This is a genomic window from Streptomyces pluripotens, from assembly GCF_000802245.2.
GTDB classification, from domain to species: Bacteria; Actinomycetota; Actinomycetes; order Streptomycetales; family Streptomycetaceae; genus Streptomyces; species Streptomyces pluripotens.
The window spans coordinates 5,412,491-5,429,900 of sequence record NZ_CP021080.1; the positions used below are offsets into that span (position 1 = coordinate 5,412,491).

The following is a 17,410-nucleotide window of genomic DNA, read 5'->3' on the forward strand; positions in this document are numbered from 1 at the left end:
GACATGAGCAGGGCACGCAGTGCACTCGGCAAGTACGGCGAGGACCTGGCCGCGCGATGGCTGGCCCGGGCCGGCATGACGGTCCTGGAGCGCAACTGGCGCTGCGGCAGGACCGGCGAGATCGACATCGTGGCGAGGGACGGCGACGTCCTGGTCGTGTGCGAGGTGAAGACCCGCAGAAGCAGTTCCTACGAGCACCCCATGGCCGCGGTCACCTCGGGGAAGGTCGCCAGGCTGCGCCATCTCGCCGAGTTATGGGTTCACGGTCACGGCGGAGCCCCAGCGGGAGGCGTCCGCATCGACCTGCTCGGCGTCCTTCTGCCCCGCCGGGGCGCACCGTCCGTCGAGCATGTGCGGGGGGTGGCCTGAATGGGATTCGCCCGCACCTGTTCGGTGGCGCTGGTCGGCGTCGAGGGGGTGGCCGTCGAGGTCCAGGCCGACCTCGAACCCGGGGTCGCGGCCTTCACCCTGGTCGGCCTGCCCGACAAGAGCCTGTCCGAGAGCCGCGACCGGGTCCGGGCCGCGGTGGTCAACTCGGGCGGCGAGTGGCCGCAGAAGAAGCTCACCGTCGGACTCAGCCCAGCGTCGGTGCCCAAGGCCGGCTCGGGCTTCGATCTGGCCGTCGCTTGTGCGGTGCTCGGCGCCGCAGCGCGGATCGATCCCCGGGTCCTCGCCGACATCGTCATGATCGGGGAGCTCGGTCTGGACGGCCGGGTGCGGCCGGTGCGGGGCATCCTGCCCGCGGTGCTGGCCGCCGCTGAGGCAGGCTACGAGCAGGTGGTCGTACCTGAGTGCGCTGCCGCCGAGGCCTCGCTGGTCCCAGGCGTCTCCGTGCTCGGGGTCCGCAGCCTGAGGCAGTTGGTCGCGGTGCTGGCCGACGAGCCCGTCCCGGAGGAGGAACCGGTCGGACAGGGCCGCGTGGACCCCCTCCTGGCCGGTCTGCGCATGCCGGGCACGGGTGCTTCGACCGGCGTGCACCACGTCGGCGAGGCACAACACGACCATGAGCACGACCTGGCGGACGTCGTGGGCCAGACTTCTGCCCGCACCGCCGTGGAGGTGGCCGCCGCCGGCGGGCACCACCTGTTCCTGGAGGGGCCGCCCGGCGCGGGCAAGACCATGCTCGCCGAACGTCTGCCCGCCGTCCTTCCCCCGCTCACCAGAGAGGAGTCACTGGAGGTCACGGCGGTGCACTCGGTGGCCGGTCTGCTGCCGCCCGGCAAACCGCTCATCGACGTCGCTCCGTACTGCGCCCCACACCACTCAGCCACCATGCAGTCACTGGTCGGTGGCGGCCCCGGCGTCGCACGTCCGGGTGCGGTGTCCCTCGCCCATCGGGGCGTGCTGTTCCTGGACGAGGCACCCGAGTTCCGGAGCCGGAGCCTCGATGCCCTGCGCCAGCCCCTGGAATCGGGACACGTCGTGATCGCACGCAGCGCGGGAGTGGTCCGATTCCCGGCGCGCTTCCTGATGGTGCTCGCGGCCAATCCTTGTCCGTGCGGGCGATTTTCGATGCGCGACTCCCCGTGTGAATGCCCGCCGTCGGCGATCCGCCGGTACCAGGCGCGGCTCTCCGGCCCGTTGCTGGACCGGGTGGACCTGCGTGTCGAGGTCGATCCGGTCACCCGGGCCCAGCTCACCGAACCCGGTGCCCGGGGCGAGTCCACCGCGACCGTGGCAGACCGGGTGCGGCGGGCTCGGGCGCGGGCCGCGGTCCGACTCGCCGGAACCCCGTGGCGTACCAACAGCGAAGTACCCGGCCGGGAACTGCGCGGCCGCTACCACGCGGTCACCGGCGCACTGGACGAAGCCGAGCGCAGCCTGGAGCGGGGCGTGCTCACGGCCCGCGGGATCGACCGGGTGCTACGCGTCGCATGGACGGTCGCCGACCTTGTGGGGCACGACCGGCCGGACGCGACCGACGTCGCCCTGGCGCTTCAGCTGCGCACCGGCATCCCCCGAGGGGTGCCCATGGCCATCGGGGCACTGACATGACGGCCGCTGACACGTCCGAGGGCTCCGGCTCCGTCGGCGGACCGCTCGGCAGGGTCGTCCTCTGCCGGGTCATCGAGCCCGGTGACGAGACCGGCGGGCGGTGGGTACGGGAGTTCGGTGTGCGGGAGGTGGTGCGGCGGCTACTCGCGGGCGGCGAGCCGTTGCCGGGGGCGAGCGGGGCACGGTGGGCCGGGCTCGTCGCGCGGGCTCGGCGCGCCGAGCCGGAGCGGGACCTGGCGTTGGCGCACGCCGTCGGGGCGCGGTTCGTGAACCCAGGGGACCCCGAGTGGCCCAGCCAGCTCGACGATCTCAAGGACGCCAGGCCCATTGGGCTCTGGGTGCGTGGGCGGCCCGATCTGCGGATGTGGGCACTGCGGTCCGTCGCCGTAGTGGGTGCGCGGGCCTGCACCGACTACGGCGCCCATGTCGCGGCCACTCTCTCCGCCGGGCTCGCCGAACACGGGTGGGTGGTGGTGTCCGGCGGCGCCTACGGCATCGATGGTGCCGCGCACCGAGGCGCCCTCGCCGCTCATGGAGCCACCGTCGCGGTCCTGGCCTGCGGTGTCGACCGTGTCTACCCGCCCGGCAACGCCGCGCTCATCGACCGGATCGCGGAACAGGGACTTATCGTGGGCGAGTTGCCGCCGGGGGACCACCCAACACCGAGCCGGTTCATCCTCCGCAACCGGGTAATCGCCGCGCTGACCAGGGGCACGGTCGTCGTGGAGGCGGCTTGCCGCAGCGGCTCGCTCGCCACCGTGCGGGCTGCGCAGCGTCTCGGACGGTTCACCATGGGAGTGCCCGGACCGGTCACCAGCGGTTGCTCCGCCGGCGTGCACGAACTGCTGCGCGGGGAGGCGGTCCTGGTAACCGACGCGGCGGAAGTCATCGAACTCGTGGGCGGTATGGGAGAGCTGGCCCCGGTCCGGCGGGGTCCTGTTCTCCCGCGCGACTTGCTGGAACCGGCGGCCCAGGCGGTCCTTGCCGCCCTGCCCGGCAATCGCGCCGGCCCCGTCAGGGAGATCGCGCTCGGCGCAGTGACCAGCCGGGACGAGGCGATCGCGAGACTGTACGAACTCCGAGCACTTGGATACGTCGAACGACACGGCGATGACTGGAAGTTGACACGCCAGGCGATGACCTCGGTCCGGAGCACTCGTGATCCATGCTGACCGAGCGTGTTCGGCCGTCCGGGGGAACGCCCGACGCCCTTGAGGTTTCCCGGAGTTGGCGCTGCGACTGGTCACACAGAGCGACCCGTGGAGCGTGCGCCCCCGGTCGTCCGCCGGGCCCCGCGCACGGGTGGAGCCTCGCTGTTCGCACACCGCGACACCTCAGTCACGCTACGCTCACGAAGGTGGCGACGCAGACCACGTCAACTCACCATCAGACCGACAGCTCACCCAGCCAGCCCACTTCACCGCACGATCCCCACTCACCCCCACTTCGCAGCACTTCACGGCACTTCACGGCAGAACGGCACAAGGCGACGAATGCCCCAGCACACCTCCGGGTCCGACCGGGCGGCGCTCCCCCCAGCCGCCCGCGACGGTGGCAGCGTGCGGCCGCCCGCTCCCTCGACGCTCGACGAACTGTGGCGGTCGTACAAGGCGACGGGGGACGACCGGCTGCGGGAGCAGCTGATCCTGCACTACTCGCCGCTCGTGAAATACGTCGCGGGGCGGGTGAGCGTCGGCCTGCCCTCCAATGTGGAACAGGCGGACTTCGTTTCGTCCGGGGTGTTCGGGTTGATCGACGCGATCGAGAAGTTCGACATCGGACGGGAGATCAAGTTCGAGACGTATGCCATCACCCGGATCCGCGGCGCGATGATCGACGAGCTGCGGGCACTGGACTGGATCCCCCGCTCGGTCCGGCAGAAGGCACGGAACGTCGAGCGCGCCTACGCCACTCTGGAGGCCCGGCTGCACCGCACCCCGTCCGAGGGTGAGGTTGCCGTGGAATTGGGCATGGAGGTCGACGAACTGCACGCAGTGTTCAGCCAGTTGTCGTTGGCCAATGTGGTCGCTCTGGAGGAGTTGCTACACGTCGGCGGAGAGGGTGGGGATCGGCTCAGTCTCATGGACACCCTGGAGGACACCGCGGCGGACAACCCGGTCGAGGTGGCCGAGGACCGGGAGCTGCGGCGGTTCCTCGCACGGGCGATCAACACGCTGCCCGAGCGGGAGAAGACGGTCGTCACTCTGTACTACTACGAGGGGCTCACTCTCGCTGAGATCGGCAATGTGCTCGGCGTCACCGAGAGCAGGGTCAGTCAGATCCACACCAAGTCGGTGCTGCAGCTGCGGGCCAAGCTGGCAAGTTTCGGGCGCTGAGGGCCCGTGCTGCAGGCCGGTCGTCGAGTCGGCTCCCCTGCGCGGGCGCTCGTCCGTAAAGTGGTTGACGTGCCAAGGATTCGAGCGGCCTCCGTGGCCGAGCACCGGTCTATGCAACGAGCCGCCCTACTGGACGCGGCTCGGTCACTGCTGTCCGAAGGTGGGACGGAAGCGCTGACCTTTCCTGCGCTCGCCGAGCGGACGGGGCTGGCACGGTCGTCCGTGTACGAGTACTTCCGATCCCGTGCGGCCGTGGTCGAAGAACTGTGCGAGGCAGACTTCCCGCTGTGGGCGGCGGAAGTGGCATCTGCCATGGAGCACGCCGACTCTCCCGAAGGCAAGGTCGAGGCGTACGTCCGGCGGCAGCTGGCGCTGGTGGGGGACCGGCGGCATCGGGCGGTCGTCGCGATCTCCGCGAGCGAGCTGGACGCGGGGGCGCGGGAGAAGATCAGGGCGGCCCACGGAGGGCTGGTCGCAATGATCGTCGAGGCGCTGGGGGAGCTGGGGCATGCACAGCCCCAGCTGGCGGCCATGCTGTTGCAGGGGGTGGTGGACGCGGCGGTGCGGCGGATCGAGCTCGGTGCGGCTGAGGATCCCGCGGTGGTCACGGACACTGCGGTGGGCATGGCCCTGTGGGGGATCAAGGGGTGATCCCGGTTCCGGCTCCGTTTTCTGGTCGGGCTGTTGCGGGGGCCGGATCCGTACCGTCCCTGGGTACCCCCTGCTGAGGCGTAGCCTCCCGCGGTACGTCCGCTCGCGGCACTCCCCGTACCGGCAGCAGCCGCGACGGTCCTTTGCGGAGTAACCAGGGCGGCAGCAGGGACAGCGGGTCCAGGTAGGTTTCGTGCTTCAGTAGCCCCCAGTGCACGCAGGTGGCTGTCCCGCAGTGCGAGCCCGTCGGCTCCACCAGGCCCACCACCTCCCCCGCTGTCACCTCGTCCCCCTTCCGCACCGACGGGCGCACCGGCTCGTACGTGGTCCGCAAGGCGGTTCCCGCAAGCTTCAGGGATACGACACCCCTCCCCGCCACGCGCCCCGCGAACAGCACCCGGCCCGGTGCCACCGCGCGTACCGGGGCTCCGGTCGGTGCTCCCAGGTCCACCCCCCGGTGGCCGGGGCCGTACACCGTGGCCGGCGGCTCCCAGCCCCGCAGGATCGGCGGGCGAAACCCCACCGGCCAGGTGCGGCCGATCGCCGGGACCGAGGCCTGTGCGCGTGCCGGCGGTGCTGGGGGGCGGGGAGCCGCCCAAGCCAGAGGGGTGAGCGCGGCCACCGCCGGTCCCAGCAGGAAGATCGCCCATAACGAGATATAACGCATCGCTTGTCGCATGCGAACACCGTCCCGTGACCCGGCCGATCACGGGCGGACCCTGTGGATGCCTGCCCGGTTGTGGACAGTGGCGTCACCTGGTGCCCTGCCGGTCCCGTACACTTCTTCTGGCGATCCGGGTCACCGGGTCGACTTCGCACGCCCCGGTACGGCACCCGGAAACGGTTCGTACCAAGCGCCTCTCGGTCCTTCGCGGCACGGCGCGCAGTGGGCGTCAGGCGCGTCCGCCGTCCGGTGGACGCGGCACAACCGAGGAATTCAAGGAGATACGGCTATGGCCGTCGTCACGATGCGGGAGCTGCTGGAGAGCGGCGTCCACTTCGGTCACCAGACCCGTCGCTGGAACCCGAAGATGAAGCGCTTCATCTTCACCGAGCGCAACGGCATCTACATCATCGACCTGCTCCAGTCGCTGTCGTACATCGACCGCGCCTACGAGTTCGTCAAGGAGACCGTCGCCCACGGCGGTACGGTCATGTTCGTCGGCACGAAGAAGCAGGCGCAGGAGGCCATCGCCGAGCAGGCCACCCGCGTCGGCATGCCCTACGTCAACCAGCGCTGGCTGGGCGGCATGCTCACCAACTTCTCGACCGTCTACAAGCGTCTGCAGCGCCTGAAGGAGCTGGAGCAGATCGACTTCGAGGACGTCGCGTCCTCCGGTCTGACCAAGAAGGAGCTCCTGGTCCTCTCCCGCGAGAAGGCCAAGCTGGAGAAGACCCTCGGTGGTATCCGCGAGATGCAGAAGGTGCCCAGCGCCGTCTGGATCGTGGACACCAAGAAGGAGCACATCGCGGTCGGTGAGGCCCGGAAGCTGAACATTCCGGTCGTCGCGATCCTCGACACCAACTGCGACCCCGACGAGGTCGACTACAAGATCCCGGGCAACGACGACGCGATCCGCTCCGTCACCCTGCTCACCCGTGTGATCGCCGACGCTGTCGCCGAGGGCCTCATCGCCCGTTCCGGTGTCGCCACCGGCGAGAAGGGTGAGAAGGCCGCGGGCGAGCCGCTCGCCGAGTGGGAGCGCGACCTGCTCGAGGGTGAGAAGAAGGACGAGGCTCCGGCTGCCGAGGCCGAGAAGGCCGCCGAGGCCGAGAAGCCTACCGAGGCCGAGAAGCCTGCCGAGGCTGAGAAGGCCGCCGAGGGCGAGAAGGCTGCCGAGGCCGAGAAGCCTGCCGAGGGCGAGAAGGCCTGACGCCGGTCCGTCAGCGTTTGACAGCGGGGGCGGTGACATCAAGTCCGCCCCCGCTGTTCACCCGCAGGTCGGCATCGCGTACGCGTTCCGTGGCTCCATGTGGATCGCGAACCGTGCGGATCTGAAGATCTTCCAGACTTCGAGAAAGACTCACTGACTCATGGCGAACTACACCGCCGCCGACGTCAAGAAGCTCCGTGAGCTCACCGGCGCCGGCATGATGGACTGCAAGAAGGCGCTGGACGAGGCCGAGGGCAACGTCGACAAGGCTGTCGAGGCGCTGCGCATCAAGGGCCAGAAGGGCGTTGCCAAGCGCGAGGGCCGCTCCGCCGAGAACGGCGCCGTGGTGTCCATCATCGCCGACGACAACTCCTCCGGCGTCCTCGTCGAGCTGAAGTGCGAGACGGACTTCGTCGCCAAGGGCGACAAGTTCCAGGCCGTGGCCAAGGCCATCGCCGAGCACGTCGGCAAGACGAACCCGGCCGACATCGAGGCGCTGCTCGCCTCCGAGATCGAGCCCGGCAAGACTGTCCGTGCGTTCGTGGACGAGGCCAACGCCAACCTCGGCGAGAAGATCGTCCTGGACCGCTTCGCCCAGTACGCCGACGGCTACGTCACCGCCTACATGCACCGCACCATGCCCGACCTGCCCCCGCAGATCGGTGTCCTGGTCGAGTTCGACAAGCCGAACGCCGAGGTCGCCAAGGGCATCGCCCAGCACATCGCCGCCTTCGCGCCGAGGTACCTGGCCAAGGAGGACGTCCCGGCCGACATCGTCGAGTCCGAGCGTCGCATCGCCGAGGAGACCACTCGCGCCGAGGGCAAGCCCGAGGCCGCGATCACCAAGATCGTCGAGGGTCGCCTCAACGGCTTCTTCAAGGACGCCACCCTGCTGGGCCAGCCCTACGCGCTCGACAACAAGAAGTCGGTCCAGAAGGTGTTGGACGAGGCCGGTGTCACCCTGAAGCGCTTCGCGCGCATCAAGGTCGGCATCTGAGTCCGTACCGCGATCGACACCCGAACCGTGGAGAAATCCCGATAGGGTCGACCGCAGTCGTCCACGCACGCCGCCACATCCGGGCGTGCGACGGGCGGCAGCAGATCTGACGAGGAGGCCATTGCCGCGTATGGGAGCGAAGAGCGACCCCACCGGCAGTGGCCTTCTTCGTATGTGCAACACGTGAAAGAGGCGGGATCTCCCATGACCACCAAGGCCCAGAAGAGCGACGACGGCAAAGTACCCGGCCGGTTTCTGCTGAAGCTGTCCGGAGAGGCATTCTCCGGCGGCGGGGGCCTGGGCGTCGACCCGGACGTGGTCCACAAGATCGCCCGGGAGATCGCCTCCGTCGTCCGTGACGGGGCCCAGATCGCGGTAGTCATCGGTGGCGGCAACTTCTTCCGCGGTGCCGAACTCCAGCAGCGGGGCATGGACCGCGCCCGCTCCGACTACATGGGCATGCTCGGCACGGTGATGAACTGCCTCGCCCTGCAGGACTTCCTGGAGAAGGAAGGCATCGACAGCCGGGTGCAGACCGCCATCACCATGGGCCAGGTCGCCGAGCCGTACATCCCGCTGCGTGCCGTGCGCCACCTGGAGAAGGGCCGTGTGGTCATCTTCGGCGCCGGTATGGGAATGCCGTACTTCTCCACTGACACCACCGCCGCCCAGCGCGCCCTGGAGATCGACGCCGAGGCGCTGCTCATGGGCAAGAACGGTGTGGACGGGGTCTACGACTCCGACCCCAAGGCCAACCCGGACGCCGTGAAGTTCGACGCTCTCGGCTATGGCGAGGTCATCACCCGCGACCTCAAGGTCGCCGACGCCACGGCCATCACGCTGTGCCGCGACAACAAGCTCCCGATCCTCGTCTTCGAGCTTCTCGCGGAGGGCAACATCGCCCGCGCCGTCAAGGGTGAGAAGATCGGCACGTTGGTGGGTGAGCAAGCCAGCCAGGGCTGATGCCCCCGCTGGGGGATGGACAATGTCCTGCCGGTCGGGAACCGTGCAGGAAGAAGACGCGACGCAGCCGGCCGCCGCCCGACACAGGAACTGCAGCCGGGCCTTACTCAAGACACGCAGGAGCAAGTGGTGATCGAAGAGACCCTCCTCGAAGCCGAGGAGAAGATGGAGAAGGCCGTCGTGGTCGCCAAGGAGGACTTCGCCGCGATCCGCACCGGCCGTGCGCACCCGGCGATGTTCAACAAGATCGTGGCCGACTACTACGGTGCCCCTACGCCGATCAACCAGCTGGCCTCGTTCTCCGTGCCGGAGCCGCGCATGGCGGTCGTGACGCCGTTCGACAAGAGCGCACTGCGCAATATCGAGCAGGCCATCCGCGACTCCGACCTGGGCGTCAACCCCAGCAACGACGGCAACATCATTCGGGTGGTGTTCCCCGAACTCACCGAGGAGCGCCGCCGCGAGTACATCAAGGTCGCCAAGGGCAAGGGCGAGGACGCGAAGGTCTCCATCCGCTCCGTGCGCCGCAAGGCCAAGGACGCCATCGACAAGCTGATCAAGGACGGCGAGGTCGGTGAGGACGAGGGGCGTCGTGCGGAGAAGGAGCTCGACGACCTGACGGCGAAGTACGTCGCCCAGGTGGACGAGCTCCTCAAGCACAAGGAAGCGGAGCTGCTCGAAGTCTGATGAGCGACTCTTCCTGGGGGGCGCCGTCACCGGCCGGGCAGGCCGGGTACTGGGGGCACACCGTGGGTGGGCCTGTCCAGGGGGCTGCCCCGGCGGGTCCCGCGTACGATGCGCCTGAGGCGCCGCAGACTCGCCCCATGCCCATCGCGTCCGACCTGCCCGCATACGGCGGAGACCAGGACGACGACCGGGGGGCCGCTCTGCTGAGTGGTCCCCTGTTCCGAGACGAGACCTTCCAGGACCGGCCGGTCCCGGCTGAGACCCAGAATCCGGAGCCCATGCCCGACGCCCCGCAGCCGCCGCCGGCGCCGCAGAAGAAGAGCGCGGGTCGTGACCTGAGCGCGGCCATAGGGGTCGGTGTCGGACTCGGTGTGGTGATCGTCGCGTCCCTGTTCATCGTCAAGGCCGTATTCGTCGGCGTGATAGCGGTCGCGGTCGTCGTCGGCCTGTGGGAGCTGACCAGCAGACTGCAGGAACGCAAGGGCATCAGGGCACCGCTGGTACCGCTCGCGGTGGGTGGTGCGGCGATGGTGGTCGCCGGCTACGTGCGCGGCGCCGAGGGCGCCTGGGTGGCCATGGCACTGACGGCCCTGGCAGTCCTGGTCTGGCGCATGACCGAGCCACCGGAGGATTACCTCAAGGACGTCACGGCCGGTGTCTTCGCAGCCTTCTACGTGCCCTTCCTGGCCACCTTCGTCGCGCTGCTGCTCGCCGCTGACGACGGACCCTGGCGGGTCCTGACCTTCCTGCTCCTGACGGTCGTCAGCGACACGGGCGCCTACGCCGTCGGCTGGCGCTTCGGCAAACACAAGCTCGCCCCGCGCATCAGCCCCGGCAAGACCCGGGAGGGTCTGCTGGGCGCGGTGCTGTTCGCGATGGTCGCAGGCGCACTGTGCATGCAGTTCCTGATCGACGGCGGTACCTGGTGGCAGGGACTGCTGCTGGGCCTCGCGGTCGCGGCCAGTGCCACCCTGGGCGACCTCGGCGAGTCCATGATCAAGCGCGACCTGGGCATCAAGGACATGGGCACCTTGCTCCCCGGACACGGCGGCATCATGGACCGGCTGGACTCGCTGCTGCCCACGGCTCCCGTGGTGTGGCTGCTGATGGTGGGGTTCGTCGGCTCCGCGTGAGTTTCCGCGCTCCGTACGGCTTGCGGGCCTCTGTCCTGTGCACAGGGCGGGGGCCCGTCGCCGTCCCGGCTCCGGCGCACTCGGGCGTGTGTGCACGGCCGCGATGGTCGTACGGTCGTACGAGGGGGACCATTCTGGGCACAGGGCCCTCCGGTCTCCGTGCCGGGGCCTCGGGAGACAGCTGAAAGGAGGGCGCCATGTCCGCCTTCCACGAGGAGATAGACATCGACCGGACGCCCGGTGACGTCTGGGCGTACGTGACCGATCCCAACCGTCTGCCGGAATGGCAGCAGAGCGCGGTGTCGGTCGAGCAGCTGGACGACGGCCCGCTGGCTCTGGGGTCCCGGCTCCGGATCACTCGGCACGTCGGCCGCCGTGACATGCCGATGACCATGCGGATCACCGAGTTCGAACCCCCACGCACCTGGGGCATGCGCGGTATCGACGGCCCGGTCCGGGGCCTCGTCCACGGCGAGGTCACACCGCTCGCCGACGGCCGCACCCGCGTGACCATGGACCTGGACTTCGAGGGCCACGGCATCGGCAAAGTGCTGGTGCCCCTGGTCGTGCGCCCACAGGTCCGCAAGGAACTGCCGCACAACGAGCGTCTGCTCAAGGAGCACCTGGAGCACACCGGAGGGTAGCCCGGTTCACGGCGAGTCGGTGTTGACAGGGAGCGGGTACCCTGGAGGGGCCCGTGGCGCCCAGCCGTGGGCCCCTGATTCGTTCCCGCCCTCGCGGGGCTGCCCTGTGAGGTCTCCCCGCTCCGGCATCGCTGTGCCGTGGCCCCCGCCGACGCGGGGGTGCGAGGCCCCGTCGTCCTGAGGAGTCACCCGACCGTGGCACGCCCAGCCCCCGGAGAACTCACCTTCGCCGCCCCGCGCGGAGCCAAGAAGCCGCCGCGGCACCTCGCCGACCTCACGCCCGCCGAGCGCAAGGACGCGGTGGCTGAGATCGGTGAGAAGCCCTTCCGCGCCAAACAGCTCTCGCAGCAGTACTTCGCGCGGTACGCGCACGACCCGGAACAGTGGACCGACATTCCCGCCGGGTCGCGCGGCAAACTCAGGGAAGCGTTGTTCCCGGAGCTGATGACCGTCGTCCGGCACCTGTCGACGGACCAGGGGACCACGCGCAAGACGCTGTGGAGGCTGTTCGACGGCACGCTGGTGGAGTCCGTGCTGATGCGCTACCCGGACCGGGTGACCATGTGCATCAGCTCGCAGGCGGGATGCGGGATGAACTGCCCGTTCTGTGCCACGGGGCAGGCGGGGCTGGACCGGAATCTGTCCACCGCCGAGATCGTCCACCAGATCGTGGACGGGATGCGTGCCCTGCGCGACGGCGAGGTACCCGGGGGGCCGGCCCGGCTGTCCAACATCGTCTTCATGGGCATGGGTGAGCCGCTCGCCAACTACAACCGGGTCGTGCGGGCGATTCGGGCACTGACGGACCCGGCTCCCGACGGACTCGGGCTCTCGCAGCGGGGCATCACCGTCTCGACCGTCGGACTCGTGCCGGCCATCCACCGGTTCGCCGACGAGGGCTTCAGGTGCCGGTTGGCGATCTCCCTGCACGCCCCCGACGACGAGTTGCGCGACACCCTGGTGCCCGTGAACACCCGGTGGAAGGTGCGCGAGGTGCTGGACGCCGGCTTCGAATACGCGGCGAAGTCCGGACGCCGGCTGTCCATCGAGTACGCCCTGATCCGGGACATCAACGACCAGGCCTGGCGCGGCGACCGGCTCGGCCGGCTGCTCAGGGGCAAGCCCGTGCACGTCAACCTCATCCCGCTCAACCCGACCCCGGGGTCCAAGTGGACGGCCTCCAGGCCGGCGGACGAGAAGGCGTTCGTCGAGGCCATCGCGGCGCACGGTGTGCCCGTCACCATCCGGGACACCCGCGGTCAGGAGATCGACGGGGCATGTGGTCAGCTCGCGGCCACCGAGCGGTAACCTGACTCCGTCCACGTATTCTCACATCTTCATATTCCGACAGGGGAGCGCCACAGCGCTGAGAGTGCGGCAACCGGGCCGCAGACCCTCTGAACCTCGCCCAGGTCATTCTGGGTAGGAAGTTCGGTCTTCGCTCAAGCTGTTGCGCCCTGCCTGGTCTCCTTCGAGGAGCCCGGGCAGGGCCGCGTCTCTTCCTGGTCAACCCCAGGAGGACATCCAGTGCACACCAAGAACCTCGTGGCCGTGACGGTCGGTCTCGGCCTGGTCGCGCTGCCCGCGCTCACCGCGTGCGGCTCGACCGACGCCAAGAAGTCCGCGGACTCCAAGACCGTGACCCTGGTCAGCCACGCATCGTGGAGCGTGTCCAAGAACGTCATCAAGGACTTCGAGAAGCAGTCCGGATACCGGGTCAGGGTCCTCAGGGACGGCGATGCCGGGCAGGCCGTCAACAAGGCGATCCTCACCAAGGACCATCCGCAGGGCGACGTCTTCTTCGGCGTCGACAACACCCTGCTGTCCCGGGCCCTCGACAACGGCCTGTTCCAGCCCTACCAGGCGAAGGGCTCCGATCTGGTCCTTCCGGAGTACCGTGTCGACCAGGGCAAGCACCGCGTCACGCCCATCGACACCGGCGACATCTGCGTGAACTACGACAAGGCGTACTTCAGCAAGCACAAGCTGACCCCGCCCCAGTCCTTCGCTGACCTGGCCAAGCCCGAGTACAAGAACCTGCTCGTCACTGAGAACGCGGCCACCTCCTCGCCGGGCCTCGGCTTCCTGCTGGGCAGCGCGGCGAAGTTCGGAGACCAGGGCTGGCCGGACTACTGGAAGAAGCTCAAGGCCAACGGAGTCAAGGTCGTCGACGGCTGGGAGCAGGCCTACTACCAGGAGTTCTCCGGCTCCTCCGAGGGGAAGAAGGCCGGCGGGGACCGGCCGCTGGTGGTGTCGTACGCCTCCTCACCGCCCGCCGAGGTGATCTTTGCCAAGAAGCGGCCCAGCACCGCGCCCACCGGGGTCGCCTACGGGACCTGCTTCCGGCAGACCGAATACGCGGGCCTGCTGAGCAACGCGACGAACACCAAGGGCGGCAAGGCGTTCCTCGACTTCCTGCTCACCAAGGAGTTCCAGGAGGACATGCCGCTGAAGATGTTCGTCTACCCGGTGCGCAAGGGTGCCCAGGTACCGCCGGACTTCACCAAGTACGGCCCGCCGGCCAAGGACCCCGAGACCATGTCCCCCGGCAGCATCGCCACCCATCGTGATCAGTGGGTCAAGTCGTGGACGTCGCTGATACTGAAGTAGCCCGGCGGGGTGCGGCGCGCGGGAGCGCGGCGCGGCTGGGGCTCATGGTCCTGCCCGTCGCGTTCTTCGCGCTGTTCTTCGCCTGGCCGGTGACCGCGATCGTCACGCGCGGGCTCAGGGCCGACGGGACCTGGCGACTGGGGCGGATCGCGGATGTCGTCACACAGCCGGACATCCAGCACGTGCTCTGGTTCACCACCTGGCAGGCGCTCGCCTCCACCGCGCTCACCCTGCTGCTGGCACTGCCCGCCGCCTACGTCTTCGCCCGCCTCGACTTCCCGGGCAGACAACTGCTGCGGGCCGTCGTCACCATTCCGTTCGTACTCCCGACCGTCGTCGCCGGCACCGCCTTCCTGGCGCTGGTCGGGCACAACGGGCTGCTTGACCAGCTCTGGGGCGTACGGCTGGACACCACCGTGTGGGCGATCCTGCTGGCCCACGTCTTCTTCAACTACGCGGTCGTCGTACGGACGGTCGGCGGGCTGTGGGCCCAGCTCGACCCGCGGCAGGAGGAGGCCGCCCGGATGCTGGGCGTCTCGCCGCTGACGGCGTGGCGGAAGGTCACCCTGCCCGCGCTCGCGCCCGCCGTGGCCGCCGCCGCCCTGATGGTGTTCCTGTTCACCTTCACCTCCTTCGGCGTGGTGCAGATCCTCGGCGGACCCACCTTCGCCACCGTTGAAGTGGAGATCTACCGGCAGACCTCCGAGATCTTCGACCTGTCCACGGCCGCAGTCCTCACCCTCGTGCAGTTCGTCGCGGTCGGCGCGATCCTCGCCGTGCACGCCTGGACCCTACGGCGGCGGGAGACGGCCCTGCGACTGGTTGACGCATCAGTGACCGCCCGCCGGCCCCGCGGGGCCGCGCAGTGGGCGCTGCTCGTCGGGGTCCTCGCCACCGTCGGGCTGCTGCTCGTCCTACCACTCGCCGTGCTGGTCCAGCGTTCCCTCGACGCGCCCGGCTTCGGCTATTACCGGGCGCTCACCGACCCCGACGGCGGTACCTTGCTGGTGGCGCCGGTGCACGCGGTGTGGACCTCGCTGGAGTACGCCCTCGCCGCCACCGTGATCGCGGTGCTGATCGGGGGGTTCGCCGCCGCCGCACTGGCCCGCCGGGACGCGGGACGGCTGGTGCGGGGTTTCGATGCGCTGCTGATGCTGCCGCTCGGCGTGTCCGCGGTGACCGTCGGCTTCGGGTTCCTGATCGCGCTCGACCGGCCGCCGCTGGACCTGCGGCAGTCCTGGATCTTGGTGCCGCTCGCGCAGGCGTTGGTGGGAGCCCCCTTCGTCGTACGGACGATGCTGCCCGTGCTGCGCGCGGTGGACGAGCGGCTCAGGGAGGCGGCCGCCGTACTCGGGGCCTCGCCCTGGCGGGTGTGGCGCGAGGTGGATCTGCCGATGGTACGGCGGGCGCTGCTGGTCGCCGCCGGATTCGCGTTCGCCGTCTCGCTCGGCGAGTTCGGGGCGACCGTGTTCATCGCCCGGTCTGACAATCCGACGCTCCCGGTCGCCGTGGCCCGGCTGCTCAGCCGTCCAGGGGAACTCAACTACGGCCAGGCCATGGCCCTTTCAACCATTCTGATGGTGGTGTGCGCCGTGGCTCTGCTGATCCTGGAACGGCTGCGCACCGATCGGACGGGGGAGTTCTGATGCTGCTCAGCCTTGAGGCCGCAACCGTGCGCTTCGGTGGGCGGGCCGTGCTCGACGCGGTCGACCTCGACGTCGCCGAGCACGAGGTGGTGTGTGTGCTCGGGCCGAGCGGCAGCGGCAAGTCGACGCTGCTCCGGGCGGTTGCCGGACTGCAGCCGCTGGACCGTGGGCGGGTGCTGCTCGACGGCCGTGATCGAACGGGCGTGCCCGCGCACAAGCGTGGTGTGGGCCTGATGTTCCAGGATCACCAGCTCTTCCCGCAGCGGGACGTCGGAGCCAACGTGGCCTTCGGGCTGCGCATGCAGGGCGTGGCCAAGGGCGCACGGGATGGCGAGGTGAGCCAGTTGCTGGAGCTGGTCGGCCTGCCGGGGGCCGCCCGGCGGGCTGTGGCCGGGCTGTCCGGCGGTGAGCAGCAGCGTGTGGCCCTCGCCCGCGCACTCGCGCCCCGGCCCCGGCTGCTCATGCTGGACGAGCCGCTGGGCCAGCTCGACCGTTCGCTGCGAGAGCGCCTGGTGGTCGAACTGAGGGAACTCTTCGGCCGGCTGGGCACCACCGTGCTGGCCGTCACCCACGACCAGGGCGAGGCCTTCGCCTTGGCCGACCGGGTGGTGGTGATGCGGGACGGCCGGATTGCGCAGTCCGGTTCGCCCCTGGAGGTCTGGCAGCGGCCCGCCGACGCGTTCGTGGCCCGGTTCCTCGGCTTCGACAACGTGGTCCCGGCGACCGTCGCCGGTACGGTCGCCGACAGCCCGTGGGGCAAGCTACCGGTGCCGGACGGCTCACCACAGGGACGCCGCGCACTCCTCGTACGGCCCGCCGGGGTGAGGCTCGTGGCGGTCGATGCGGGCCTGCCCTGCACGGTGACCGCCCGCACCTTCAAGGGCACGCATGTGACCGTTCGCCTCCAGCCCGGGGACGGCCCGCTCCTGGAGGCGGCCTGCGCACTCCGGGACGCGCCGGATACCGGGGCTTCGGTGGGTGTCGCATTCGATGTGGCTGAAATCGTCGTGCTCGATTGATCACCACCCTCCTAGGGTTGGGTCATGACTTTGCTCACGCATGACCGCTACTGTGACGAAATCGCCCGTCAGGTCGTCCAGTTGAGGGACGTGGTGACCTCCGGTGCCGACCTGTCAGCCACCGTGCCGACCTGCCCCGACTGGTCGCTGGAAGACCTCGTACGGCACATGGGGGGTGCCCTGCGCTGGGTGGACGCCCTGGTGCGCGACCGGGCGCAGGAGAACATCCCCTCCGACCGGATTCCGCTGCGCGGGGGACCGGAGCAGCGGGGCGACGCATCGGCCCTGGACAAGTGGCTGGCCGAGACCGGCGAACTGGTCGTGGCCGCGTTGCGCGAGGCCGGACCGGACACCAGGGTGTGGAGCTGGCAGGGCACATCGACGTCCGGTTTCTGGGCCAGGCGGATGGCCAACGAGATCACCGTTCACCGCGCCGATGCCACCCTCGCCGCCGGGCTGCCTTTCGAGGTGGCGCCGGAGGTCGCCACCGACGCGTTGGACGAATGGCTGGATCTCACCGTGTGGTTCCAGCAGCGCAGGGGGGACCAGGAGCGTTACCGGCTGGACGGACCGACCCGCTCGATCCATCTCCACGCCACCGACGCCGACCCCGCTCTGAACGCCGAATGGCTCCTGGAGTTCGGGGCGGACGGCGTCCGCTGGCGCCGCGGACACGAGAAGGCGACGGTCGCCCTGCGTGGACCGCTCACCTCGGTCCTGCTCGCCTTCTACCGACGGCTGCCGCTGGACACCCCCGGACTTGACGTGTTGGGCGAGCGCGAGGTGCTGGACTTCTGGATGTCGCGGCCCGTCTTCGGCTGAGCACGACCGTGGCCCGCCTCCCCGGAAGGCAAG

The 17,410-nt window shown here is 69.6% G+C and carries 16 protein-coding genes and 1 pseudogene; 16 read left to right on the top strand and 1 reads right to left on the bottom strand.

Features of this window, described 5'->3' with window-relative positions; genetic code table 11:
* Positions 1 to 3: 3 nt before the first annotated feature.
* From LK06_RS24465 to LK06_RS24485, 5 genes are all read left to right on the top strand, one after another.
* Positions 4 to 369, top strand: a complete 366-nt coding sequence (locus tag LK06_RS24465) for a YraN family protein (RefSeq protein ID WP_039656458.1) — start codon at positions 4 to 6, stop codon at positions 367 to 369.
* Positions 370 to 1,995, top strand: a complete 1,626-nt coding sequence (locus LK06_RS24470; protein WP_039656456.1) for a YifB family Mg chelatase-like AAA ATPase — start codon at positions 370 to 372, stop codon at positions 1,993 to 1,995.
* Complete coding sequence (gene dprA, locus LK06_RS24475; RefSeq protein WP_039656455.1) at positions 1,992 to 3,167, top strand: DNA-processing protein DprA; 1,176 nt, start codon at positions 1,992 to 1,994, stop codon at positions 3,165 to 3,167. The genes LK06_RS24470 and dprA overlap by 4 nt, the downstream gene beginning before the upstream one ends.
* A gap of 321 nt (positions 3,168 to 3,488) precedes the next feature.
* The gene (gene whiG, locus LK06_RS24480; RefSeq protein WP_039656453.1) at positions 3,489 to 4,331 is read left to right on the top strand and encodes an RNA polymerase sigma factor WhiG; all 843 of its coding nucleotides are present in this window, start codon (positions 3,489 to 3,491) and stop codon (positions 4,329 to 4,331) included.
* Between the two features lie 93 nt (positions 4,332 to 4,424).
* Entirely contained in the window at positions 4,425 to 4,982 is a 558-nt protein-coding gene (locus tag LK06_RS24485; RefSeq protein WP_071659250.1) for a TetR/AcrR family transcriptional regulator, read from the top strand.
* Between the two features lie 106 nt (positions 4,983 to 5,088).
* Here LK06_RS24485 and LK06_RS24490 read toward each other — a convergent pair.
* A pseudogene (locus LK06_RS24490) lies at positions 5,089 to 5,649 on the bottom strand (M23 family metallopeptidase); the annotation flags it as partial.
* A gap of 286 nt (positions 5,650 to 5,935) precedes the next feature.
* Between LK06_RS24490 and rpsB the strand changes: the two are divergent.
* The 11 genes from rpsB (at position 5,936) to LK06_RS24545 (ending at position 17,377) form a co-directional block, all read left to right on the top strand.
* Positions 5,936 to 6,856 (top strand): 30S ribosomal protein S2, encoded by a 921-nt coding sequence (gene rpsB / locus LK06_RS24495; protein WP_043435141.1) that lies wholly within the window; start codon positions 5,936 to 5,938, stop codon positions 6,854 to 6,856.
* A 160-nt stretch (positions 6,857 to 7,016) separates the two neighbouring features.
* Positions 7,017 to 7,853, top strand: a complete 837-nt coding sequence (gene tsf / locus LK06_RS24500) for a translation elongation factor Ts (RefSeq protein WP_039656448.1) — start codon at positions 7,017 to 7,019, stop codon at positions 7,851 to 7,853.
* Positions 7,854 to 8,057: 204 nt separating this feature from the next.
* The gene (gene pyrH, locus LK06_RS24505; RefSeq protein WP_039656447.1) at positions 8,058 to 8,816 is read left to right on the top strand and encodes a UMP kinase; all 759 of its coding nucleotides are present in this window, start codon (positions 8,058 to 8,060) and stop codon (positions 8,814 to 8,816) included.
* A gap of 129 nt (positions 8,817 to 8,945) precedes the next feature.
* On the top strand, positions 8,946 to 9,503 hold the full coding sequence (gene frr / locus LK06_RS24510) for a ribosome recycling factor (RefSeq protein WP_039656445.1): 558 nt from the start codon (positions 8,946 to 8,948) through the stop codon (positions 9,501 to 9,503).
* A complete protein-coding gene (locus LK06_RS24515; RefSeq protein ID WP_071659251.1) occupies positions 9,503 to 10,636 on the top strand; it encodes a phosphatidate cytidylyltransferase in 1,134 nt (377 codons plus the stop codon). The genes frr and LK06_RS24515 overlap by 1 nt, the downstream gene beginning before the upstream one ends.
* Before the next feature lie 197 nt (positions 10,637 to 10,833).
* The gene (locus LK06_RS24520; protein ID WP_043407735.1) at positions 10,834 to 11,280 is read left to right on the top strand and encodes an SRPBCC family protein; all 447 of its coding nucleotides are present in this window, start codon (positions 10,834 to 10,836) and stop codon (positions 11,278 to 11,280) included.
* Between the two features lie 195 nt (positions 11,281 to 11,475).
* A complete protein-coding gene (gene rlmN, locus LK06_RS24525; RefSeq protein ID WP_039656442.1) occupies positions 11,476 to 12,588 on the top strand; it encodes a dual-specificity RNA methyltransferase RlmN in 1,113 nt (370 codons plus the stop codon).
* A 219-nt stretch (positions 12,589 to 12,807) separates the two neighbouring features.
* Positions 12,808 to 13,890, top strand: coding sequence for a thiamine ABC transporter substrate-binding protein (locus tag LK06_RS24530; RefSeq protein ID WP_043435144.1), 1,083 nt, complete (start codon positions 12,808 to 12,810; stop codon positions 13,888 to 13,890).
* A gap of 44 nt (positions 13,891 to 13,934) precedes the next feature.
* Positions 13,935 to 15,536, top strand: coding sequence for an ABC transporter permease (locus LK06_RS24535; RefSeq protein WP_043435147.1), 1,602 nt, complete (start codon positions 13,935 to 13,937; stop codon positions 15,534 to 15,536).
* On the top strand, positions 15,536 to 16,555 hold the full coding sequence (locus LK06_RS24540) for an ABC transporter ATP-binding protein (RefSeq protein WP_039656436.1): 1,020 nt from the start codon (positions 15,536 to 15,538) through the stop codon (positions 16,553 to 16,555). The genes LK06_RS24535 and LK06_RS24540 overlap by 1 nt, the downstream gene beginning before the upstream one ends.
* A gap of 24 nt (positions 16,556 to 16,579) precedes the next feature.
* Positions 16,580 to 17,377 (top strand): maleylpyruvate isomerase family mycothiol-dependent enzyme, encoded by a 798-nt coding sequence (locus LK06_RS24545; RefSeq protein ID WP_043435150.1) that lies wholly within the window; start codon positions 16,580 to 16,582, stop codon positions 17,375 to 17,377.
* Positions 17,378 to 17,410 lie beyond the last annotated feature (33 nt).

Excerpts from the sequence above, each read along its gene's own strand:
- whiG (WP_039656453.1), top strand. The coding sequence starts at position 3,489 with ATGCCCCAGCACACCTCCGGGTCCGACCGGGCGGCGCTCCCCCCAGCC.
- pyrH (WP_039656447.1), top strand. The coding sequence starts at position 8,058 with ATGACCACCAAGGCCCAGAAGAGCGACGACGGCAAAGTACCCGGCCGG.
- LK06_RS24540 (WP_039656436.1), top strand. The coding sequence starts at position 15,536 with ATGCTGCTCAGCCTTGAGGCCGCAACCGTGCGCTTCGGTGGGCGGGCC.
- dprA (WP_039656455.1), top strand. The coding sequence starts at position 1,992 with ATGACGGCCGCTGACACGTCCGAGGGCTCCGGCTCCGTCGGCGGACCG.
- rpsB (WP_043435141.1), top strand. The coding sequence starts at position 5,936 with ATGGCCGTCGTCACGATGCGGGAGCTGCTGGAGAGCGGCGTCCACTTC.
- LK06_RS24535 (WP_043435147.1), top strand. The coding sequence starts at position 13,935 with ATGGTCCTGCCCGTCGCGTTCTTCGCGCTGTTCTTCGCCTGGCCGGTG.
- LK06_RS24470 (WP_039656456.1), top strand. The coding sequence starts at position 370 with ATGGGATTCGCCCGCACCTGTTCGGTGGCGCTGGTCGGCGTCGAGGGG.
- LK06_RS24545 (WP_043435150.1), top strand. The coding sequence starts at position 16,580 with ATGACTTTGCTCACGCATGACCGCTACTGTGACGAAATCGCCCGTCAG.
- LK06_RS24520 (WP_043407735.1), top strand. The coding sequence starts at position 10,834 with ATGTCCGCCTTCCACGAGGAGATAGACATCGACCGGACGCCCGGTGAC.
- LK06_RS24515 (WP_071659251.1), top strand. The coding sequence starts at position 9,503 with ATGAGCGACTCTTCCTGGGGGGCGCCGTCACCGGCCGGGCAGGCCGGG.
- LK06_RS24465 (WP_039656458.1), top strand. The coding sequence starts at position 4 with ATGAGCAGGGCACGCAGTGCACTCGGCAAGTACGGCGAGGACCTGGCC.
- tsf (WP_039656448.1), top strand. The coding sequence starts at position 7,017 with ATGGCGAACTACACCGCCGCCGACGTCAAGAAGCTCCGTGAGCTCACC.